Consider the following 18741-nt stretch of genomic DNA (forward strand, 5'->3'; position numbering starts at 1 on the left):
AGGGGAGTACCCGGTGTCAGTCGTACGCACCCCGAATGACCCCGCATCCGCATCAAGACCCCGAACAGAAGACGGGTCAGCCTCCAAGCGATCGAGCGAACGAGAACTCAGCCAGCAGCCAGCGCAGCTTCGATGTCGCGAGTGAGTGACGCCGGCGTGTCCAGCGGCGCATAGCGCTTGAGTACCGAGCCGTCGCGGCCGATCAGGAACTTGGTGAAGTTCCACTTGATCGCCGTCAGGCCCAGCAACCCCGGCTTCTCTTTCGTCAGCCACTGGTACAGCGGCGCCGCATCGCTGCCGTTGACGTCGATCTTTTCCATCATCGGAAAACTCACGCCGTAGTTCTTCGTACAGAACGCACCGATCTCTTCGTTCGTTCCCGGGTCTTGCGCGCCGAACTGGTTCGACGGAAAACCCAGCACCGTCAGCCCCTGCTCGGCGTACTTCTCGTGCAGCGCCTCCAGCCCCGCGAACTGTGGCGTGAAGCCGCATTTGCTGGCGGTATTCACGATCAGCAGAACCTTGCCTTTGAAGGCCGAGAGCTTCACCGGCTTGCCGTCGATCTGGTTGGCCTCGAAGTCGTAGACGCTGGTCATGGGAGTGTTCCTCAGGTGGACGCAGAGGCGCGATCATCGCGCGGCGGGGCTGTTCGTGCAAACGCCGACCATACGGCGCCCAGCACGATCAATGCGCCGCCCACCAGGATGCGCGGGTCCATGGTGGCCGCGCCCAGTGCCACCGACGAGACGCTGGCGAACAGCACTTCCGACAGCATGATCACCGAGCTTGTGCTCGTCGCCAGCTTCGGCGCGCCGTACTGCAGGCACACATTGGCGACGATGAAGCCCGCGCCCAGCAGCAGGGCCCAGCCCAGCCAGCCGGGTGACGCCAGCAGCGGCGAAGCGATGCCGCCTGCCGTCGTGCCGATCAGCGCCGTGACGCCACCCACCACCGCACAGCCGCAGAACATGGCCAGCGCGCGCGACTCTCCCGGCGCGTCACGCAAATGGCGCAGCGTGATGTTCGTCAACGCAAAACTGAAGCCCGCCGCCACGCCCAGCCAGTCGGGCAGGCTCGACGGAACGGGCCAGTCGACGCCCGGCGCCTTCAGCACCACCGTCACCCCGGCCAGAGCCAGTGCCACCCGCGCGAGCGCGCCGCTGGTGGGCCGCTCGCCCAGCAAAAGCCAGGACAGCAGCACGTTCCACAGCGGCATCAGGTAGAACAGCAGCACCACGCGCACCACGTCGCCCTGCGTCGCGGCCCAGTTGAAACCCACGTTGGTGAACCCGGCCGCCAGGCCCAGCGCCACCAGCATCGGAAACGCGGCAAAGCCTTTCCAGGCGTGCCGGCGCACGAGGCCCATCGCGGTGGCGATGACCAGGTAGATCAGGCAGGTGGTCCACAGCGGATGCAGCCCGTGGCTTGCGATCTGGCGGAACGGAATCCATGAAACGCCCCACACGAAGGCGTTGAACATCAAAGCAAGTGCAGGCATGGGGGCTGTGAATTCTCAGGAACACCGCGGAACCGGCTTTGCCGGGCCGCTGGTGTTGCCCCCGGTGAGGGGGTTGGCGCAGCGACACGAAGTGCGCGCAGCCTGGGGGAGGTCAATGGTGCTTGTCGCTGCGGGCGATGGCCAGCAGGTGCTCGACTTCTTCCGGGTACTTCTTCAGGTTGTTCTCGTGCCAGCGCTTGATGAGCCACATGCAGCCCGCCACCACGAGGCCGAAGGCGCTGATGGCACCGTAGGCCGACAGGCCCAGGCCCGTGCACACGCTGTAGAACGCGCCCAGGAACAGGATGCAGGCCTGCTCGTTGAAGTTCTGCACGGCGATGGAACGGCCGGCGCCCATCAGGTTGTGGCCCCGATGCTGCAGCAGCGCATTCATTGGCACCACCAGGAAACCGCCGAGCCCGCCCAGGATGATGAGGAACGGCACCGCCAGCCAGACGTTGCCGATGAAGTTCATGCCGATGACCATCAGGCCCATGGCGATGCCCATCGGGATCACGCGGGTCGCCATGTCCAGCCGCATGTACATCGACGCGACGATGGCGCCCACGGCCGTGCCGATGGTCACCACGCCGGTCAGCGCCGAGGCTTGGGTGGTGTTGTAGCCCAGGGCCAGCGAGGCCCAGGCCAGCACGATGTACTTCAGGTTGCCGCCCGCGCCCCAGAAAAGCGTGGTGGTGGCCAGCGAGATCTGGCCGAGGCGGTCGCGCCACAGGCGCGCGTTGCAATGCCAGAAGTCGGGCAGCAGCGCGGCGATGTTGCGCGCCATGCCCTGCTCGGGGTTGGCGCGCAGCGGGCGCATTTCGACGCCGGTGTGCGGAATGCGGGTGTTGAACCAGGCGGCCAGGATGTACACGAAGATCAGCACCGCAATGGCGGCTTCGGCCGGCGAATCGATGCCTGTGTCGATCAGCGGGAAGTCGAAGGCCAGCAGGTGGCTGGAGACCGCATGGCCCACCAGCGTGCCCCCGAGCACGATGCCCAGCAGGATCGAGGCGATCGTCAGGCCTTCGATCCAGCCGTTGGCCTTCACCAGCTGGGAGGCCGGCAGCAGCTCGGTCAGGATGCCGTACTTGGCCGGCGAATAGGCCGCGGCACCCAGCCCGACGATCGAATAAGACAGCAGCGGGTGCGAGCCGAACAGCATCATCAGGCAGCCGACCACCTTGATCGCATTGCTGATGAACATCACCTTGCCCTTGGGCAGCGCGTCGGCAAACGCGCCCACCAGCGGCGCCAGCACCACGTAGAAGACCGCGAAAATCGGCACCAGGGCTGCGCGTTGCCATTCGGGCGCGCCCGAACTTCGCATGAGATCGACGGCAACAACGAAGAGCGCTTGGTCGGCCAGCGACGAAAAGAACTGGGCCGACATGATCGTGTAGAAACCGCGCTTCATCGATGGGCTGGCTGGCCAGAGGGTCTGCTGGCGGTAGTGAAAAAGTGTCGCCTCAGGGGCGAATGGGCGGTTATAGCATGGGGGTACGACGCGGAAATAGGCATCCCCACGGTATTCGACCCCATTCCCGAAAATGCTAAAACATGGTCTGCATTTTCCCTGAGCCGCCCCGGAGTACGTCATGCCGCGCCCCATTCTCGCCACAGTCCACGTCGACGCCCTGCGTCACAACCTCGCGAGGGCCCGCCAATCGGCCCTGGATGCCCGCGTCTGGGCCGTGGTCAAGGCCAACGCGTACGGCCACGGCATCGAGCGGGTCTACGAGGGTTTTCGCGGTGCCGACGGCTTTGCGCTCATTGACCTGGCCGAGGCCGAGCGCGTGCGCGCCCTGGGCTGGCGCGGCCCGGTGCTGCTGCTCGAAGGCGTGTTCGACGCGCGCGACCTGGAGCTGTGCTCGCGCCTGGACCTGTGGCACACGGTGCACTGCGACGAGCAGATCGACATGCTCGCGGCCCACAAGACCCTGAAGCCGCAGCGCGTTTTCCTGAAGATGAACTCCGGCATGAACCGCCTGGGCTTCACGCCCGAGCGCTACGGCTCCGCCTGGACGCGCCTGAACGCCCTGACGCAGGTCGACGAAATTTCGCTGATGACGCACTTCAGCGACGCCGACGGCGCGCGCGGCATCGCCCACCAGCTCGAGGTGTTCGAGCGCGCCACGCGCGACATGCCGGGCGAGCGCACCATCGCCAACAGCGCCGCCACCCTGCGCCACGCCGACCTCACGCGCGGCGACTGGGTGCGCCCCGGCATCCAGCTGTACGGCAGCGCGCCCGACTTTCCCGAGCACGACGCGGCGCACTGGCAGCTGCAACCCACCATGACGCTGTCGACCAAGCTCATCGGCGTGCAGACGCTCAAGGCTGGCGACACCATCGGCTACGGCTCCAATTTCACGGCCGAAGGGCCGCTCACCATCGGCGTGGCGGCGGTCGGCTATGCCGACGGCTACCCGCGCCACTGCAACACCGGCACGCCCGTGCTGGTGAACGGCGTGCGCACCCGCATGGTCGGCCGCGTCAGCATGGACATGATCACCGTCGACCTCACGCCCGTGCCCGACGCGAAGTTCGGCGCCGAGGTCACGCTGTGGGGCCGCTCCGCTGCGTCGGGCGCGCTGCTGTCCATCGACGAGGTGGCGCGGGCCGGCGGCACCGTCGGCTACGAGCTCATGTGCGCGGTGGCGCAACGCGTGCCGTTCGCACCCCAGGCGCCCACCGACGGTCAATGAAGGTTCTTTCCAACTGGCGCTCGGTGCGCCTTTGGGAAACGCAGGTCGAACGCGACCTGCACCGCAACTACAGCCTGCGCACGCACGGCATTCTCATCGGCACCTTCACGCTGCTGCTGATGTGGGGCGTGTCGGCGCTGCAGATGCACCTGCTCCATGTCGACTCGCTGGCGGTGCGCTATTTGCTCACGCTGGGCGTGGGGTACCTGGGTTATCTGCTGGTGCTGCGCTGGTGGGCCAGGCGGCTGGTCGAGAACCGCACCGACTTCGACATCGATCCGGGCGGCGGCATCGACGTGCCCGACTTGTCACTCGACGGCAGCAACGCCGTGGACTTTGGCGGTGGCGGCAGTGGCGACGGCGGCCTGCTGTCCGATGTGGCGAGCGGGGCGCTCGACATTGCGGGCGGTGCCGACGAAGGCGCGATCGTCGTGGTGCCCGTGGTCGCCATCTTTCTCATCTGCGTGGCGGTGCTGTTCGGCGCCGGCTCGCTGGTGCTGCTCTACTTCAGCTGGGATGCCCTGTTGGCCGTGGCCGTCGAGGTTGCGTTCTCGTACGTGTCGGCACGCGCCGCGGTGCGCGTGGCGCGCGAGGGCTGGCTCATGGCCGCCGTGCGGCTCACGTGGAAACCGCTGCTCGGTGCGGTGATCAGCGCGGTGATTCTCGGGGCGCTGCTCGATCACTTCATGCCGCAGGTCAACTCCCTGCCCGAGGCCGTGCGGACTTTGCTGAAGAAGCACTGAGCGAGCCGGGCCCATCAGAGCCATCAGACCCGGCCAGCGCGCCGAGCAGGTGATCGATCAGGACCCTGCACTTGGGCACCGTGAAGCGGTTCGGCGGATAAAGAATCCAGGCGTGCCCGTGGTAGTTGCCCTGGAACTCCCAGTCGGCCAGCACCCGCGCCACGCGGCCTTCGCGCAGCGCCTCGCACGCCACGAACGCCGGCACGCAGGCCACGCCCAGGTCCGCCAGCGCCGCTTCGAGCCGGATCTCGCTGTGGTTCGAGACATAGCGCCCGCTCACCACCACCGCGGCCTCGTCTTCGCCTTCTTTCCTGAACCGCCAGTGGTTGTCGCGCTCGTGCTCACCCAGCGACAGGCAGCTGTGCGCCAGCAGGTCGCGCGGATGCGCAATGGCCTCGTGCCGTGCCAGGTAGCGCGGCGTGGCGCACAGGATGTGCTCGACCGCCATCAGCTGCCGCGCCACCAGCCCTTCGGGCGGCGCGGTGGTCAGCCGCACCACCAGGTCCACGCCTTCGCGGATCGGATCGATGTCGCGGTCTTCCACGATCAGCTGCACGTCGACTTCGGGGTAGCGCTGCAGAAAGCCGAGCATGTGCGGGTGCAGCACGCGACGTGCAAAGGCCTTGGGCGCGCTCAGTCGCACCAGCCCGCTGGGCTTTTGCGAGAACTGCTGCGCAATGTCCATCGTGCCCTGCGCCGCCAGCACCAGCTCGCGGCACCGCGCGAAAGCTTCGGCGCCCGGCTCGGTCAGGCGCAGCTGGCGCGTGGTCCGCTGCAGCAGCTGCACGCCGATTTCCTTTTCGAGGCGCTTGACCTGCCGGCTCGCGGCCGAAGGCGTCATGCCCAGCAGGTCGGCCGCGGCGGAGAAGCTGCCCAGCTCGGCGACCCGAAGAAAGGTCACCATTTCCGGCAGCACTTTGAGAAATGAATTCGTTCCCACGGCGCAATGGTCCTGTTCCGGCCGATGGCTACCCGGCACTGATGAAGCCATGAACAATTTCTTTTCTTTCTCTCTCTTGTTCATGGACGGCGGGCCGACAGTATGGATTCAAAGCAGGCGCAGGGCATTGCCACCGGTGCGTGGGGCGCGAAGAAGTGGGGCGGCATCGGGGCCGCCGAGATCATGTTGCTGCTCGTGGCGGCCGTGTGGGGCGGCAGCTATGCCGTCGCCAAGCAGGCCACGCAGCAACTGCCCGTGCTGGAGTTCATCGCGCTGCGCTTCGGGCTCACCTTCCTCGTGCTGCTGCCGGCGCTCAGGCCGCTGTTCGGCGCGCAATGGCGGCAGGGCCTGGCGGTGGGCGGGCTGCTCGGCGCCAACCTGCTGGCCATCTTCGTGTGCGAGACCTTCGGCGTGTCGCTCACCGCGGCGAGCAATGCCGCCTTTCTCATCAGCCTGTGCGTGGCGCTCACACCGTTCGTCGAGTGGTGGCTGCTCGGGCAGCGGCCGGCGCGGCGCGTGTTCTGGGCGGCGGGCCTGTCGGCCGTGGGCGCGGCGATGCTGTCGGCCACGTCGCCCGCCGACATCGCGGTGGGTTGGGGCGACGGCCTGATGGTGGTCGCGGCTTTCCTGCGCGCCGTCATGGTGTGCATGACGCGGCGGCTCGCCGGCCGGCACGCGATGCCCGCGCTCACGCTGACGGCCGTGCAGTCGGGCGTGATGGCGCTCGGTGCCATGGCGATATCGCTGGTTGCGTCGCCGCCGAACGGCGCCTGGCACATACCACCGGCCACGGCGTCCTTCTGGTGGGGCATGGCCTACCTGGTGCTGCTGTGCACGGTCTTCGCGTTCTTCGCGCAGAACCACGCGGCTTCGCGCTCGAGCCCGAGCCGGGTGGCGCTGCTGATGGGCAGCGAGCCGGTGTTCGGCGCGCTGATCGCGGTGTACGGGTTCGGCGAACGGATCGGGGCCTGGGGGTGGGCCGGTGGATTGCTGATCGTCGTGGCGGCCTGGTGGGTGACCATGCCGCCGCCTGTCGCGCCGCGCACACAAGCGTGAATTTTTAGACACGCGTCTGCAAGGCAGCGCTCTTCGGCCAAGGACAATCCCGGCCGGAGGAAGAACTGTTCACATGACTTTGAAAAAACAACTGCACGCCGCTTTCACCTGCGGCATGGTGCTGGCAATCAGCGGCTTTTCGGCGCATGCCGCCGAGGTGGAAGCACCGGTATCGGCACAGGTACCCGCAGCCCAACCCGCTACCGCGGACACCCCAATCCCCTCGCAGCCACCGGCCGTTCGCGCCCCCGAACAAGCGGCGGCCCCGCAGACCCGCCTGCTTTTCAGCCGTGGCTTCTACAAGCCAGGCATCGAGCGGCTGCGCGTGGTGCGGCGCGACGGTACGGTCACCAACATCGTGGGGCAGGTCGCGCTGAGCCTCGCGGTGTCGGCGCTCACGGGCACGACGACGGTCGGCGCTGCCGGCTTCTCAAAAGGCGATCTGGCCGGCGATGCCATCGAAGAACTCAAGGACGAGTCCCTGGCCGTCAACCCGGCCATCGCCGAATTGAACGATGCGCTGAGCAAGGTCGCCACCGACATCTACCGCAAGCGCGCCGAAGCCGCGTACACAACGGCCCTGAAGGACGGCTCCACGCCCGAGGAAATCGAAGAGGCGCGGCAAGTCCAGAAAGAGGCCGACACGCCCCTGCATCCGGGCCCGTGGCATCTGGTCTATGAAAACCTGGTGGGCTCGGACGAGTTGTTCCGCCTGAAGTTCGGCGCCGAACTCGGCCGCGCGGGCTTCATGCGCCCGCCGTTCGCGTGCCTCTATCAATCGGAGCCCATCGCCTGGACGCAGTGGAAGGCCGACAACTGGCAGCGGCTGCGCGAAGAGCGCGTGAAGGCCGTGGCCAGTTGCACCGAGACGCTGGCCGCCACGCCCGAAAAGCGCTGGTAAGCCCATGGAGGAGGGCGCAGCGTGCGCGCCTTCCTTTCTTGCAACGCTCAATACAAACCGAGCTGGCGTGTTCTCAACCGCGCCAGCCCCAGCAGCGCATCCGTGAACGGCGTGGCCACCCCGGTCAGCTCGCCCAGCTCCCGCACCACCGTCACCAGCGCATCCAGTTCCACCGAGCGGCCGGCTTCCACGTCCTGCAGCATCGAGGTCTTGAATGCGCCGAGCTTCATCGTCACCGCATGCCGGTCTTCGGGGCTCTGCGTGATCTCGATGCCGATGCGGCGGCCGATTTCCTTGGCTTCGAGCATCACGGCCGAGATGAAGCCGCGCACGTAGTCGTCGCCCATGATCAGGTCGGTGGTGGCGCCGGTCAGCGCGCTGATGGGGTTCACCGTCATGTTGCCCCACAGCTTGAACCACACGTCCTTCTGGATCTGCGGTGACAGCGTGGTGTCGATGCCGGTGCTCCTGAGCAGCTCGACCAGCTTCTGCACGCGCGGCGTGGCTTCGCCCGAAGGCTCGCCCACGATCAGCCCGTTGCCGAAGTGGTGCCGCACCACGCCGGGCCCGTCGAGCGAACAGCTGGCGTGCACCACGCAGCCGATCACGTTGCGGGCCGGAATGGCCTTGGCGATGGCGCCGACGGGGTCGACCGCCGCGAGCCGGTGCCCGGTGATCTCGCCACCGAAGCCGCCTTCGAGGAACCACCACGGCACGCCGTTCATGGCCACCAGCACCAGGGTGTCGGGCCCGATCAGCGGCCCGATGCGTTCGGCCACGCCGGCCAGCGCGGGCGCCTTCACGGCGATCACCACCAGGTCTTGCACGCCGAGCGATTCGGGGTCGGCCACCGCGTTGACCGGCACGCGCGTGCGCACGTCGCCGCGCATCAATGAAAGGCCGTCGCGCTGCAGCGCTTCGAGCGTGGCGCCGCGCGCCACCACGTTGAGCCGCTGGCCCGCTTGCGCCAGGCCCACGCCGATCCAGCCGCCGATGGCGCCGGCGCCGTAAATGCAAATCTTCATGGAAACAGTGGCCTCAGTTGCGGTAGCTGGGATCGATGCGGTCGACCTGGCGGACCAGGGCATTGAACACGTCCTGCCCGGCGCCATGCTCGGGGCTGAACTGCAGCGCGTCGCGCGTGCAGCGGCGTGCGATGTCTTCGCTCACCGGCAAGACGGAGGCGCCCATCGAGAAGGTCGCCATCTGGATCTCGCAGGCGCGCTGCAGGGTCCACAGGATTGCGAAGGTCTGCGGCAGCGTCTGGCCCCAGGCCAGCAGGCCGTGGTTGCGCAGGATCACCGCGTTGCGGTTGCCGATACTCTTCAGCAGGCGCGGGCCTTCGTCGGCGTGGATCGTGATGCCTTCGAAGTCGTGGTACGCCACCATGTCGTGCAGCTGGGCGGTATAGAAGTTGGTCTGCTGCAGGCCGTTTTGCAGGCAGGCCACGGCCACGCCGGCCGTGGTGTGCGTGTGCATCACGCAGTGCGCGCCGGGCAGGCCGTCGTGAATGGCCGCGTGCACCACGAAGCCGGCCGGGTTCACCGGGTGCGTCGAGCCGTCGAGCACCTTGCCCTGCAGGTCGATCTTCACCAGGTTGCTGGCCGTGACCTCGCTGTAGTGCAGCCCAAAGGGGTTGATGAGGAACTGCTTCTCGCCACCCGTCACGCTGTCGGGCAGCCGCACCGTGATGTGGTTGTAGATCATCTCGACCCAGCCGAGCATCGCGAACACGCGGTAGCAGGCCGCGAGCTCTTCGCGCGCGGCGCGCTCGTCGGGATGGATCGAGGGATGGACCAGCGCCGAGGCCGGCGTGGTGGTGGCGAGTGGGATGTTCATTGCAGTTCCTTCATGTGTTTAACCCTCCGCGGTGAAGCCGACCTCTTTCACGATCGGCGCCCACTTGGCGGTGTCTTTCTTGAGCAGCTCGGTCAGCTCGGCGGGCGTGGAAGACATGGCTTCCAGCCCGAAGGTGCCGAGGCCGTCGATCACGTCTTTCTGCGCGAGCGCGGACTTCATCGATGCATTCAGGCGCGCCACCAGCTCGGGCGATGCCTTGGCGGGCAGGAAGAAGGCAAACCACTCGCTGTGCGCCATGTCCTTGATGCCCTGTTCGCCGAAGGTCGGCACGTCGGGCGCGAACCGGCTGCGCTTGGCACCCGACACGCCCAGGATGCGCACCTTGCCCGATTGCAGGTGCTGCGTGATGTCGCCGATGGGGCCCGACACCGCCGAGATGTTGCCGCCCAGCAGGTCGAGCATGGCTGGCTGCGTGCCGCGGTAGGCGGCGTGCTTCAGCTCGACGTCGCCCTTCTTGCCCAGCAGCGCGCCGATGAAGTGCGGCGTGGAGCCGGCGGCCGGCGAGCCGAAGTTGGCGCCGGCCGGGTTGGCCTTGGCCCAGGCCAGGAACTCGGGCACCGTCTTCACGCTGGCCGGCACGGACGGGCCCACGGCAAAGCCGAAGTCGAAGATGCAGGCGATGCTGACCGGGGCGATGTCGACCATCGGGTCGTACGGCAGCTTCTTGTAGATGTGCGGATAGATCGTGAGGATCGAGGTCGGCGTCTGCAGGATGGTGCTGCCGTCGGCCGGGCGGCCCTTCACGTAGCTCACGGCGATCTGGCCGCCGGCGCCGGTGCGGTTCTCGACCACGGCCGTCCTTGCGTAGTCGGGACTGAGCTTCTGCGCCAGGCGGCGGCAGGTGGTGTCCGAGGTGCCGCCGGCCGCGAAGCCGGTGACGATGGTCGCGGTCTCGATGCCGGCTTGCGCAAAGGCCTGCTGGCCGATGCCCGCGAGCAGCGCCGAGGCGCCGGTGGTCTGCAGGATCTGGCGGCGTGTGAAGCTCATGATGGGTCTCTCTCCGGGACGTTGTGGTGAAGGATCAAGACTCGTCGCGCAGCCAGGTGACCGCGCCCGAGTGGGTCACGGCGCCCTGGTGGGCAGGGCGCACGGTGAGCGCGTATTTTTCCAACAAACCACCTTTTGGCGCCCCCGCGTTTACCTCACGTCCCGCCAGGCGCGAGGCAATTTCCCCGGCCGTGAGCTCCACCGAAATGGTGCGTGCCTCGGCCCGCGCATCGATGGCCACCATGTCGCCGTCGCGCAGCGCCGCAATCGGCCCGCCGTCGGCCGCTTCGGGCCCCGCGTAGCCGATGCACAGGCCGCGCGTGGCACCCGAGAAGCGCCCGTCGGTCAGCAGCGCCACCTTGTCGCCCATGCCCTGGCCGTAGAGCAGGGCGGTAATGCCCAGCATCTCGCGCATGCCGGGGCTGCCCTTGGGGCCTTCGTTGCGGATGACGATCACGTCGCCAGCTTCGTAGCGGCGGTTCTGCACGGCCGCCTGCGCTTCTTCTTCCGAATTGAAGACGCGCGCCGGGCCGCGGAACACCAGGCCCTTCAGGCCCGCCGTCTTCAGCAGCGCGCCATCGGGGCAGAGGTTGCCCTTGAGCACCGCCAGGCCGCCGTCGCGCGTGATCGGGTTGCCGGCCTCGCGCACCACCCGGCCGTCGGGCGAGAGGGCGTCGGCCAACTCCTCGGCCATCGTGCGGCCGGTGAAGGTGAGGGCGTCGCCGTGCAGGAAGCCCTGCTCCATCAGCGTGCGCAGGATGACGCCCGCGCCGCCGATGTAGAACACGTCGCGCGCCAGGTACTGGCCGCCCGGGCGCAGGTCGGCAATGAGCGGCGTGCGCGCGAAAATTTCGGCCACGTCGTCCAGGTGGAACTTGATGCCGGCCTCGTGCGCAATGGCCGGCAGGTGCAATGCGGCATTGGTCGAGCCGCCCGTGGCCGACACCACGGCGCAGGCGTTTTCCAGCGCCTTGCGCGTCACGATGTCGCGCGGCAGCGGGCTGTCGCCCATCACCGCCTTCATGAGGTTCTTCGCGGCGCGGCGCATCAGCGGCGCGCGTTCGCTGAACACCGCCGGCACCATGCTCGAGCCGATGGGCGCCAGGCCCAGCGCCTCCGACACCATGCCCATGGTGTTGGCCGTGAACTGCCCCGCGCAGGCGCCGGCCGTCGGCAGGCAGGCGCGGCTCATGGCGTCGAGCTCGTCGTGCGTGGCGGTGCCGGCCAGCACCTTGCCGATGGTCTCGTAGGTGTCGACCACGTTCAGGTCGCGCCCGTCGGGGCCGGGCATCTGCCCCGGCAATGCCGAGCCGCCGTGCACGAACACGCTCGGCACGTTGCAGCGCACCATGCCCATCATCAGGCCCGGCAGGTTCTTGTCGCAGGCGCCGATGGCGAAGATGCCGTCCCACTGGTGGCCGCGCGTGGAAGCTTCCACGCTGTCGGCGATCAGCTCGCGCGAGATCAGCGAAAAGCGCATGCCCGAATGCGCCATGGTGAGCCCGTCGCTCACCGACACCACCGGGCATTCGTGCGGCGTGCCGCCGCCCGCGTAGATGCCGGTCTTGGCATGCTGCGCCTGCTCGCGCAGGTTCAGGTTGCACGGGCTCATTTCGCCGCCCGTGTGGAACACCCCGATGTGCGGGCGCGCGATGTCCTCGTCGTCCTGGCCCAGCGCATGCAGGAAGCTGCGCGTGGTCGCGCGGATCGTGCCCTCGCGGATGGTGGCGGAGCGAAAGCGCAGGGCGGCGGGGTCTTTGGGCGTCGTGGTCATGCGGCTGGCGTGGGCTGGCGCTTGTGCTTGTGCTTGTGCGTGTACGTGGATGGGATGCGAAGAAGCGTCAGAACATGCCGTTCTTGTTGGCGGCGGTTTCGGGAACGGGCTGCACCACGTCCCAGTGCTCGACGATCTTTCCGTTCTCCAGCTTGAAGATGTCGACGATGGCGCTGCCGCGCGTGCCCGGCTCGCGCACCGCGTTCACGTGCAGGATCACGTAGTCGCCATCGACGAAGCTGCGCTTGATGTCGCTGTGCGACTTCGGAAACCTCTCGCGCAGGAAGGCAATGAACTTGCGAAAGCCCTCGGGCCCGTCGGCCGCCGTGGGGTTGTGCTGCACATAGCGGCTGCCCACGTGCTGCAGGGCCGCCTCGGCGTCTTTCTGGTTCAGGCCCTTCTCGTAGAAGGCGAGCACGGTCTGGCGGTTGGCCTCCTGCTGGGCCTGCGACATCGGGCTCTTGCCCGGCTGGGCGCAGGCCGCGAGGAACAGGGTGGCTGTCGCGGCCAGGGCCGCCAGGGTCATGCGTCGCATCGGGTGCTCCAGGAGTGAATGGGCGGGGTCAGTAGCCGTTGGGCGAGGCGGCGCCCGGGGCGGTCTTGTACTTCGCGAGCAGTTGCTTGGCCGCCGCCGCCAGCAGGATGGTGTCGACCCCCACCGCCACGAACAGCGCGCCGGCCGCGAGCCACTTGCGCGCCTGCTCCTCGGTGGTCGACAGAATGCCCGGCGCCTTGCCGGCCTTCAGGATGCGCGCGACGGCGTCGGCGATCACGGCCTGCACCTCGGGGTGGTTGGGCTGGCCCACGAAACCCATCGACGCCGACAGGTCGGCCGGCCCGATGAACACGCCGTCCACGCCCGGGGTGGCCGCGATGGCATCGATGTTCTTCATGGCCTCGACCGTCTCGGCCTGCACCAGCAGGCAGGTCTGCGCGTTGGCTTCGTGCAGGTAGTTCGGGTAGGCCTGCCAGCGCGAGGCGCGGGCCAGTGCGCTGCCCATGCCGCGGATGCCTTCGGGCGGGTAGCGCATGCCCTGCACCAGCCGCGCGGCCTGCTCGGCGGTGTCGACCATCGGCACGAGGATGGTCTGCGCACCGATGTCCAGGTATTGCTTGATGAGCGTGGTGTCGCCGGTCGGAATGCGCACGATCGGGTGCGAGCGCTCCGCTTCGGGCTGCGCCGACCACGCGCTCGAAATGCCCTGCAGCTGCCCGAGCACCGAGCGCACGTCGTTGGGCGCGTGCTCGCCGTCGACCAGCAGCCAGTCGTAGCCGGTGCCGGCCAGCAGCTCGGCCACGTAGCCATCGGCCAGGCCGACCCAGAGGCCGATCTGGGGCTTGCCGGCCTGCAGGGCCTGCTTGAATGTGTTGAGGGGTGTTTGCATGGGAGTGACGGTGGCCTTTTTGTTGTTCAGACGAAGCGGAAGGCGATGGAGCCCAGCGGGCCGTAGTCGGCGTGGAAGGTGTCGCCCGGCACCGCGTTGGTGGGCCGCGTGAACGAGCCGCCCAGCACCACTTCGCCGGCCTCCAGGCATTCGTCCCATGGCGCGAGCTTGTTGGCGAGCCAGGCCACGCCGGTGGCGGGGTGGTTGAGCACGGCCGCGGCCACGCCCGACTCTTCGATCACGCCGTTCTTGTAGAGCAGCGCGCTCACCCAGCGCAGGTCGACCGCGTCGGGTTTCACCGGCCGGCCGCCGAGCACGATGCCCGCATTGGCCGCGTTGTCGGCGATGGTGTCGAACACCTTGCGCATGGCCTTGGTGTGGCGGTCGAACTGCTCGATGCGCGCGTCGATGATCTCGATGGCGGGCACCACGTAGTCGGTGGCGGCCAGCACGTCGAAGATGGTCACGTTCGGGCCCTGCAGCTTCTTGCCGAGAACGAAGGCCAGCTCGACCTCGATGCGCGGCGCAATGAAGCGCTTGAACGGAATGTCGCCGCCCTGCTCGAAGAACATGTCGTCGAGCAGCGTGCCGTAGTCGGGCTCGGTGATCTGGCTGGATTGCTGCATGGCGCGCGAGGTCAGGCCGATCTTGTGGCCTTTGACGATGCGGCCTTCGGCGATCTTGTTCTTCACCCATTCGCGCGAGATGGCGTAGCCGTCTTCAATGGTCATCTCGGGAAAGCGCTTGGAGAAGTGCTCGACCTGCACGCGCGACTTTTCGCTCTCGTGCAGTTCGGCGGCCAGTTGGGCGATGGTGGCTGTGGACAGCATGGGGGCTCGCTTCTTTTTTATGGCTTGTTGAACAGGGGGTGCAGGTTGCTGTGCTTGCCGTCGTACACCTGCCCCGGGCTCTCGTCGATCTGCAGCGTGATGCCGATGTGGCGCTGCTCGAAGATGGGTGCGAAATGCGCGCGCACGTCGGCCAGCAGCTCGTCGCCGGCTTTTTTCTTCACCGCCTCGGAGCGGCCCGCGGCCATGCGGATGTTCAGGTACACGAAGGCGTAGTCGGCCTCGCCGTCGGCCACCGCGAAGTGCGCGGCGGGGTAGGCCAGCACGCGCGTGCCGCCTATGGGAAACACCGGCTTGCCGGCCTCGTCGCGCTGCGTGAGCATGGTGTCGGCCAGCGTGCGGCACAGCGCCGACATGTCGGTCTCGGCTTCGATGTTGGGCGTGTACAGGATCACCAGATGCGGCATGGCGGCAAGGCTCCGTTGTGCTTCAGGCCACCGACATGACGGCGGCCGTGCAGGTCACCGCGAAGATCGGGATGGCCTTCATGTGAAAAATCTCGCCCTTGCCGCGCGCGGCCGCGGCCACGCTCAGGAAGGTGCGAATCTCGAAGCCGCCCTGGCCCGCTTCGCGGTAGGTGGCTTCGTCGTTGTAGTCGGCCTGCGAGAGCAAGGCGTCGCGGTCGTTGGCGCACCAGCGGCGCATGAACTCGGCGTCCCACTCGGCATTCACCTTGCCCGAATCGGGCGTGGCCGGCCAGTGCGAAATGCCGCCCGTGCCCACCAGCGCAATGCGCTCGGGCGCCTTGTCGCAGGCGCGGCGCAGCGCCTCGCCGAATGCCCAGGCGCGGTGCAGCGGCGTGAGCGGCGGGCCCTGGCAGTTGATGTTCACGGGAATGACCTTGGTGTCGAAGTTCGGCGTCAGGAAGTTCAGCGGCACCATGATGCCGTGGTCGAACTTCCATTCTTCCGCATAGGCGACGTCCACGGTCTGCATCACTTCGCGGATCAGGCGCTGCGACAGCGCGGCGTCGCCTGGCACCCTGGTCTTCTCGATGCCCAGCCACTTCGGGTCTTCGATCGGGCCTTCGTAGCTGTCGGCCATGCCAATGGCATAGGCCGGCATGTTGTTCATGAAGAAGTTGGCGAAGTGCTCCGCCGCGATGACGATCACCGCATCGGGCTTCGTGGCGCGCATGGCTTCGCCGAAGCGATGGAACTGCGCGTGGAACTCGTCCTTGACCGCCGGGTCGGCCAGGTGGGCGCGGCCCGTGATGCCGGGGGCGTGGCTGCACACGCCTGCGAATACGAGACTCATACGCCTGCCACCTTTTCGTCTGTGCCTGTCGTCATTGCGTAGATACCTGCGCGCACCGGACCGTATTTGCGCACGCCTTCGCGCATCGCTTCGAGGTAGTCGGCCCAGGGAATGCCGAGCAGCGGCGCGAAGTGCATCAGCAGCTGGCCGTTGCAGCCGAGCACGTAGAGCTTGCCGATGTCGCCGGTGCCGATGGCTTCGCGTTCTTCGGCGTTCAGGTCGTAGTCGGCCAGCAGCGCGGCGCGCGTGTCGCCGCCGTCGGCGTAGCGGCGCTGCACCTCGGCCTCGCGGTTCAGCGCGAACAGGAATTTCTGCATCGCATAGAGGCTCATCGGTCAGCCCTCGATCTGGATGTTGGCCTTGCGGATCACGTCGCCGTACTTCGCGATCTCGCTCAGGATGAAAGCCGCAAAGCGCTCGGGCGTGCCCGACAGCGACGCAATGCCTCCCTTGTGGAAGGCATCCGTTACCGCCGGCCCGGCGAGCGCGCGGTTCACTTCGGCGTTCAGGCGCTGCACGATGGCATCGGGCGTGCCGGCGGGTGCCAGCAGGCCGTTCCACGAATTGGACTCGATGGCCACGCCCTGTTCGGCCAGTGTGGGTATGGCCGGCGCGTACTGCGAGCGTTGCGCGGTCGCCATGCCGAGCGCGACCAGCTTGCCGCTCTGGATGTGGCCGCGAAACTCGGGCCAGTTGCCGAACATCACCGTCACCTGGCCGCCGAGCAGGTCTGTCAGGGCGGGGCCTTGCCCCTTGTAGGGCACGTGCACGATGTCCAGCCCCATCTGCAGCTTGAGCATTTCGCCCGACAGGTGGGCCGAGGTGCCGTTGCCGAAAGAGGCAAAGCTCAGCGTGCCCGGCTTGGCCTTGGCCAGGGCGCGAAGGTCGGCCAGCGTCTTCAGGCCGCTGTTCGGGTGCGTGGCCAGCACGTGCTCGGACATGCCCATCAGCGCGACGGGGCGCAGGTCTTTCTGCGTGTCGTAGGGCAGCTTGCGGATCAGCGTCTGGTTGGCCGTGAAGCTGTTGGCCACGCAGACGAAGGTGTAGCCGTCGGGCGGCGACTTGGCGGCCGCGTCGACACCGATCACCGTGCCGGCGCCGGGCTTGTTGTCGACGATCACGGGTTGGCCGAGCGTCTTCGACAGTTCGACGCCCACCAGCCGCGCCACGAAGTCGGTGGTGCCGCCGGGCGTGAAGGGCACGATCACGCGGACCGGCTTGTTGGGCCATGCCGCCTGCGCGCGCGCCAGAGAGGGCAGGGCCGCGAATGCAGCCGCGCCTTGCAGCAGTGCCCGACGTTGGGAGTTCACGCCACGCCCCAGTGCGGAATGTGGTGCGAGCCCAGCGACACCGCCACGTTCTTCGGCTCGCAGAACACCTCGTAGCTCCAGGTGCCGCCTTCGCGGCCGGTGCCCGAGGCCTTGGTGCCGCCGAAGGGCTGGCGAAGGTCTCTTACGTTCTGGCTGTTGACGAAGCACATGCCGGCTTCCACGGCGGCCGCCACGCGATGGGCCTTGCCGATGTTCTCGGTCCACACGTAGCTGGAGAGGCCGTACTGGATGTCGTTGGCCAGGCGGATCGCATCGGCCTCGTCCTTGAACGGGATCAGGCAGGCGACCGGGCCGAAGATTTCGTCCTGCGCGATCTTCATGCGGTTGTCGACGTCGGCGAAGACGGTGGGCATCACGTAGTTGCCGCGCTGAACGCGGTCCGGCAGGTTGCTCGGTGCTTCGAGGCCACCGCACAGCAGGGTCGCGCCTTCCTTCGGGCCCAGCTCGATGTAGCTGCGCACCTTGGCCAGGTGGGCCTGCGAAATCATCGGGCCGACGATGGTCTTCTCGTCGAGCGGGTCGCCCACGGTGATGCGCTTCGCGCGCTCCGCGAACTTGGCGGCAAAGTCGGCGTAGATCGACTGCTGCACCAGGATGCGCGAGCCGGCCGTGCAGCGCTCGCCGTTGTTGCTGAAGATCATGAACACGGCCGCGTCGAGCGCGCGGTCGAGGTCGGCGTCTTCGAAGATCACGAAGGGGCTCTTGCCGCCCAGCTCCATGCTGAACTTCTTCAGGCCCGCGCTCTTCACGATGCGGTTGCCCGTGGCGGTGGAGCCGGTGAACGAAATGGCGCGCACGTCGGGGTGGCCCACCAGCGGCTCGCCGGCTTCCTTGCCGTAGCCGTGCACCAGGTTCAGCACGCCGGGCGGAATGCCGGCCTCGAGCGCCAGCTCGCCCAGGCGCGCGGCCGTGAGCGGCGACAGCTCGCTCATCTTCAGCACCGCCGTGTTGCCGAAGGCCAGGCAGGGCGCGACCTTCCAGGTGGCCGTCATGAAGGGCACGTTCCACGGGCTGATGAGCGCGCACACGCCCACCGGGTGGAACAGCGTGTAGTTCAGGTGCGTGGGCGTGGGGTAGGTGTGGCCGTCGACGCGCGTGCACATCTCGGCGAAGTAATAGAAGTTGTCGGCGGCGCGCGGAATCAGCTGCTTGCCGGTCTGCGCGATCACCTGCCCGCAGTCGTTGGTTTCGGTCTGCGCAATCTCGGGCACGTGCGCGGCGATCAGGTCGCCGAGCTTGCGGATCAGCTTCGCGCGTTCGGGCGCGGGCATGCCGGCCCACTTGGGGAAGGCTTCCTTGGCGGCGGCCACGGCAGCGTTGACTTCGGCTTCGCCGCCCGAGGCGACTTCGGCCAGCACTTCCTGCGTGGCCGGGTTGACGGTTTCGAAGTAGTCGGTGCCGGTGACCGATTTGCCGTTGATGAGGTGGTTGATCTGTTGCATGGAAAAAGGTC

At 67.6% G+C, this 18741-nt stretch carries 20 protein-coding genes; 4 read left to right on the plus strand and 16 right to left on the minus strand.

Annotation, left to right across the window (positions count from 1 at the left end; genetic code table 11):
• Nucleotides 1-107 precede the first annotated feature (107 nt).
• From DBV14_RS25915 to lplT, 3 genes are all read right to left on the minus strand, one after another.
• Nucleotides 108-596, minus strand: coding sequence for a glutathione peroxidase (locus DBV14_RS25915; RefSeq protein ID WP_124463547.1), 489 nt, complete (start codon nt 594-596; stop codon nt 108-110).
• An 11-nt stretch (nt 597-607) separates the two neighbouring features.
• Entirely contained in the window at nt 608-1498 is an 891-nt protein-coding gene (locus tag DBV14_RS25920; RefSeq protein WP_124463548.1) for a DMT family transporter, read from the minus strand.
• A 112-nt stretch (nt 1499-1610) separates the two neighbouring features.
• Nucleotides 1611-2915, minus strand: a complete 1305-nt coding sequence (gene lplT / locus DBV14_RS25930; RefSeq protein WP_124463549.1) for a lysophospholipid transporter LplT — start codon at nt 2913-2915, stop codon at nt 1611-1613.
• Between the two features lie 181 nt (nt 2916-3096).
• On the opposite strand from lplT, the gene alr reads away from it, so the two are divergent.
• Both alr and DBV14_RS25940 read left to right on the plus strand, forming a co-directional pair.
• Complete coding sequence (gene alr, locus DBV14_RS25935) at nt 3097-4206, plus strand: alanine racemase (protein ID WP_124463551.1); 1110 nt, start codon at nt 3097-3099, stop codon at nt 4204-4206.
• Nucleotides 4203-4949 carry a hypothetical protein gene (locus DBV14_RS25940; protein WP_124463553.1) on the plus strand — a complete coding sequence of 249 codons (747 nt, stop codon included), beginning with the start codon at nt 4203-4205 and terminating at the stop codon, nt 4947-4949. The genes alr and DBV14_RS25940 overlap by 4 nt, the downstream gene beginning before the upstream one ends.
• Here the strand turns inward: DBV14_RS25940 and DBV14_RS25945 are convergent.
• A complete protein-coding gene (locus DBV14_RS25945; protein WP_124463554.1) occupies nt 4903-5889 on the minus strand; it encodes a LysR family transcriptional regulator in 987 nt (328 codons plus the stop codon). The two genes, DBV14_RS25940 and DBV14_RS25945, sit on opposite strands and share 47 nt — an antisense overlap.
• Nucleotides 5890-5991: 102 nt before the next feature.
• On the opposite strand from DBV14_RS25945, the gene DBV14_RS25950 reads away from it, so the two are divergent.
• Together DBV14_RS25950 and DBV14_RS25955 are read left to right on the plus strand one after the other, a co-directional pair.
• Complete coding sequence (locus tag DBV14_RS25950) at nt 5992-6945, plus strand: DMT family transporter (protein WP_124463556.1); 954 nt, start codon at nt 5992-5994, stop codon at nt 6943-6945.
• A gap of 73 nt (nt 6946-7018) precedes the next feature.
• Nucleotides 7019-7846, plus strand: a complete 828-nt coding sequence (locus DBV14_RS25955) for a hypothetical protein (RefSeq protein ID WP_124463558.1) — start codon at nt 7019-7021, stop codon at nt 7844-7846.
• Nucleotides 7847-7893: 47 nt separating this feature from the next.
• Here DBV14_RS25955 and DBV14_RS25960 read toward each other — a convergent pair whose 3' ends face one another.
• The 12 genes from DBV14_RS25960 to hpaE all read right to left on the minus strand — a co-directional run bounded on the left by DBV14_RS25960 (nt 7894) and on the right by hpaE (nt 18730).
• Nucleotides 7894-8871: a 2-dehydropantoate 2-reductase gene (locus DBV14_RS25960; RefSeq protein ID WP_124463560.1), complete on the minus strand. Its 978-nt coding sequence runs from the start codon at nt 8869-8871 to the stop codon at nt 7894-7896.
• 13 nt (nt 8872-8884) lie between these two features.
• Nucleotides 8885-9685: a class II aldolase/adducin family protein gene (locus tag DBV14_RS25965; protein WP_124463562.1), complete on the minus strand. Its 801-nt coding sequence runs from the start codon at nt 9683-9685 to the stop codon at nt 8885-8887.
• A gap of 18 nt (nt 9686-9703) precedes the next feature.
• Nucleotides 9704-10693, minus strand: a complete 990-nt coding sequence (locus DBV14_RS25970; RefSeq protein WP_124463564.1) for a Bug family tripartite tricarboxylate transporter substrate binding protein — start codon at nt 10691-10693, stop codon at nt 9704-9706.
• A gap of 34 nt (nt 10694-10727) precedes the next feature.
• On the minus strand, nt 10728-12467 hold the full coding sequence (ilvD, locus tag DBV14_RS25975; RefSeq protein WP_124463566.1) for a dihydroxy-acid dehydratase: 1740 nt from the start codon (nt 12465-12467) through the stop codon (nt 10728-10730).
• 67 nt (nt 12468-12534) lie between these two features.
• Complete coding sequence (locus DBV14_RS25980) at nt 12535-13002, minus strand: nuclear transport factor 2 family protein (RefSeq protein ID WP_124463568.1); 468 nt, start codon at nt 13000-13002, stop codon at nt 12535-12537.
• 28 nt (nt 13003-13030) lie between these two features.
• The gene (hpaI, locus tag DBV14_RS25985; protein ID WP_124463570.1) at nt 13031-13852 is read right to left on the minus strand and encodes a 4-hydroxy-2-oxoheptanedioate aldolase; all 822 of its coding nucleotides are present in this window, start codon (nt 13850-13852) and stop codon (nt 13031-13033) included.
• Nucleotides 13853-13878: 26 nt separating this feature from the next.
• Nucleotides 13879-14682, minus strand: a complete 804-nt coding sequence (gene hpaH, locus DBV14_RS25990; protein ID WP_124463571.1) for a 2-oxo-hept-4-ene-1,7-dioate hydratase — start codon at nt 14680-14682, stop codon at nt 13879-13881.
• 17 nt (nt 14683-14699) lie between these two features.
• Entirely contained in the window at nt 14700-15107 is a 408-nt protein-coding gene (locus DBV14_RS25995; protein WP_124463572.1) for a 5-carboxymethyl-2-hydroxymuconate Delta-isomerase, read from the minus strand.
• 22 nt (nt 15108-15129) lie between these two features.
• Nucleotides 15130-15957 (minus strand): extradiol ring-cleavage dioxygenase, encoded by an 828-nt coding sequence (locus DBV14_RS26000; RefSeq protein ID WP_124463574.1) that lies wholly within the window; start codon nt 15955-15957, stop codon nt 15130-15132.
• Nucleotides 15954-16289, minus strand: coding sequence for an aromatic ring-opening dioxygenase subunit LigA (locus DBV14_RS26005; RefSeq protein ID WP_124463576.1), 336 nt, complete (start codon nt 16287-16289; stop codon nt 15954-15956). Before DBV14_RS26005 ends, DBV14_RS26000 begins: the two co-directional genes overlap by 4 nt.
• A 3-nt stretch (nt 16290-16292) precedes the next feature.
• Complete coding sequence (locus DBV14_RS26010) at nt 16293-17267, minus strand: tripartite tricarboxylate transporter substrate binding protein (RefSeq protein WP_124463578.1); 975 nt, start codon at nt 17265-17267, stop codon at nt 16293-16295.
• Entirely contained in the window at nt 17264-18730 is a 1467-nt protein-coding gene (gene hpaE / locus DBV14_RS26015) for a 5-carboxymethyl-2-hydroxymuconate semialdehyde dehydrogenase (protein WP_124463580.1), read from the minus strand. The genes DBV14_RS26010 and hpaE overlap by 4 nt, the downstream gene beginning before the upstream one ends.
• Nucleotides 18731-18741: the final 11 nt, after the last annotated feature.

It is taken from the genome of Variovorax sp. KBW07, assembly GCF_003852515.1.
Lineage (GTDB): Bacteria > Pseudomonadota > Gammaproteobacteria > Burkholderiales > Burkholderiaceae_C > Variovorax.

What these genes read in the sequence shown, in the direction of transcription:
- DBV14_RS25915 (WP_124463547.1), bottom strand. Translation starts at nt 596, where the DNA reads ATGACCAGCGTCTACGACTTCGAGGCCAACCAGATCGACGGCAAGCCG.
- DBV14_RS25920 (WP_124463548.1), bottom strand. Translation starts at nt 1,498, where the DNA reads ATGCCTGCACTTGCTTTGATGTTCAACGCCTTCGTGTGGGGCGTTTCA.
- lplT (WP_124463549.1), bottom strand. Translation starts at nt 2,915, where the DNA reads ATGAAGCGCGGTTTCTACACGATCATGTCGGCCCAGTTCTTTTCGTCG.
- alr (WP_124463551.1), top strand. Translation starts at nt 3,097, where the DNA reads ATGCCGCGCCCCATTCTCGCCACAGTCCACGTCGACGCCCTGCGTCAC.
- DBV14_RS25940 (WP_124463553.1), top strand. Translation starts at nt 4,203, where the DNA reads ATGAAGGTTCTTTCCAACTGGCGCTCGGTGCGCCTTTGGGAAACGCAG.
- DBV14_RS25950 (WP_124463556.1), top strand. Translation starts at nt 5,992, where the DNA reads ATGGATTCAAAGCAGGCGCAGGGCATTGCCACCGGTGCGTGGGGCGCG.
- DBV14_RS25955 (WP_124463558.1), top strand. Translation starts at nt 7,019, where the DNA reads ATGACTTTGAAAAAACAACTGCACGCCGCTTTCACCTGCGGCATGGTG.
- DBV14_RS25960 (WP_124463560.1), bottom strand. Translation starts at nt 8,871, where the DNA reads ATGAAGATTTGCATTTACGGCGCCGGCGCCATCGGCGGCTGGATCGGC.
- DBV14_RS25965 (WP_124463562.1), bottom strand. Translation starts at nt 9,685, where the DNA reads ATGAACATCCCACTCGCCACCACCACGCCGGCCTCGGCGCTGGTCCAT.
- DBV14_RS25970 (WP_124463564.1), bottom strand. Translation starts at nt 10,693, where the DNA reads ATGAGCTTCACACGCCGCCAGATCCTGCAGACCACCGGCGCCTCGGCG.
- ilvD (WP_124463566.1), bottom strand. Translation starts at nt 12,467, where the DNA reads ATGACCACGACGCCCAAAGACCCCGCCGCCCTGCGCTTTCGCTCCGCC.
- DBV14_RS25980 (WP_124463568.1), bottom strand. Translation starts at nt 13,002, where the DNA reads ATGCGACGCATGACCCTGGCGGCCCTGGCCGCGACAGCCACCCTGTTC.
- hpaI (WP_124463570.1), bottom strand. Translation starts at nt 13,852, where the DNA reads ATGCAAACACCCCTCAACACATTCAAGCAGGCCCTGCAGGCCGGCAAG.
- hpaH (WP_124463571.1), bottom strand. Translation starts at nt 14,682, where the DNA reads ATGCTGTCCACAGCCACCATCGCCCAACTGGCCGCCGAACTGCACGAG.
- DBV14_RS25995 (WP_124463572.1), bottom strand. Translation starts at nt 15,107, where the DNA reads ATGCCGCATCTGGTGATCCTGTACACGCCCAACATCGAAGCCGAGACC.
- DBV14_RS26000 (WP_124463574.1), bottom strand. Translation starts at nt 15,957, where the DNA reads ATGAGTCTCGTATTCGCAGGCGTGTGCAGCCACGCCCCCGGCATCACG.
- DBV14_RS26005 (WP_124463576.1), bottom strand. Translation starts at nt 16,289, where the DNA reads ATGAGCCTCTATGCGATGCAGAAATTCCTGTTCGCGCTGAACCGCGAG.
- hpaE (WP_124463580.1), bottom strand. Translation starts at nt 18,730, where the DNA reads ATGCAACAGATCAACCACCTCATCAACGGCAAATCGGTCACCGGCACC.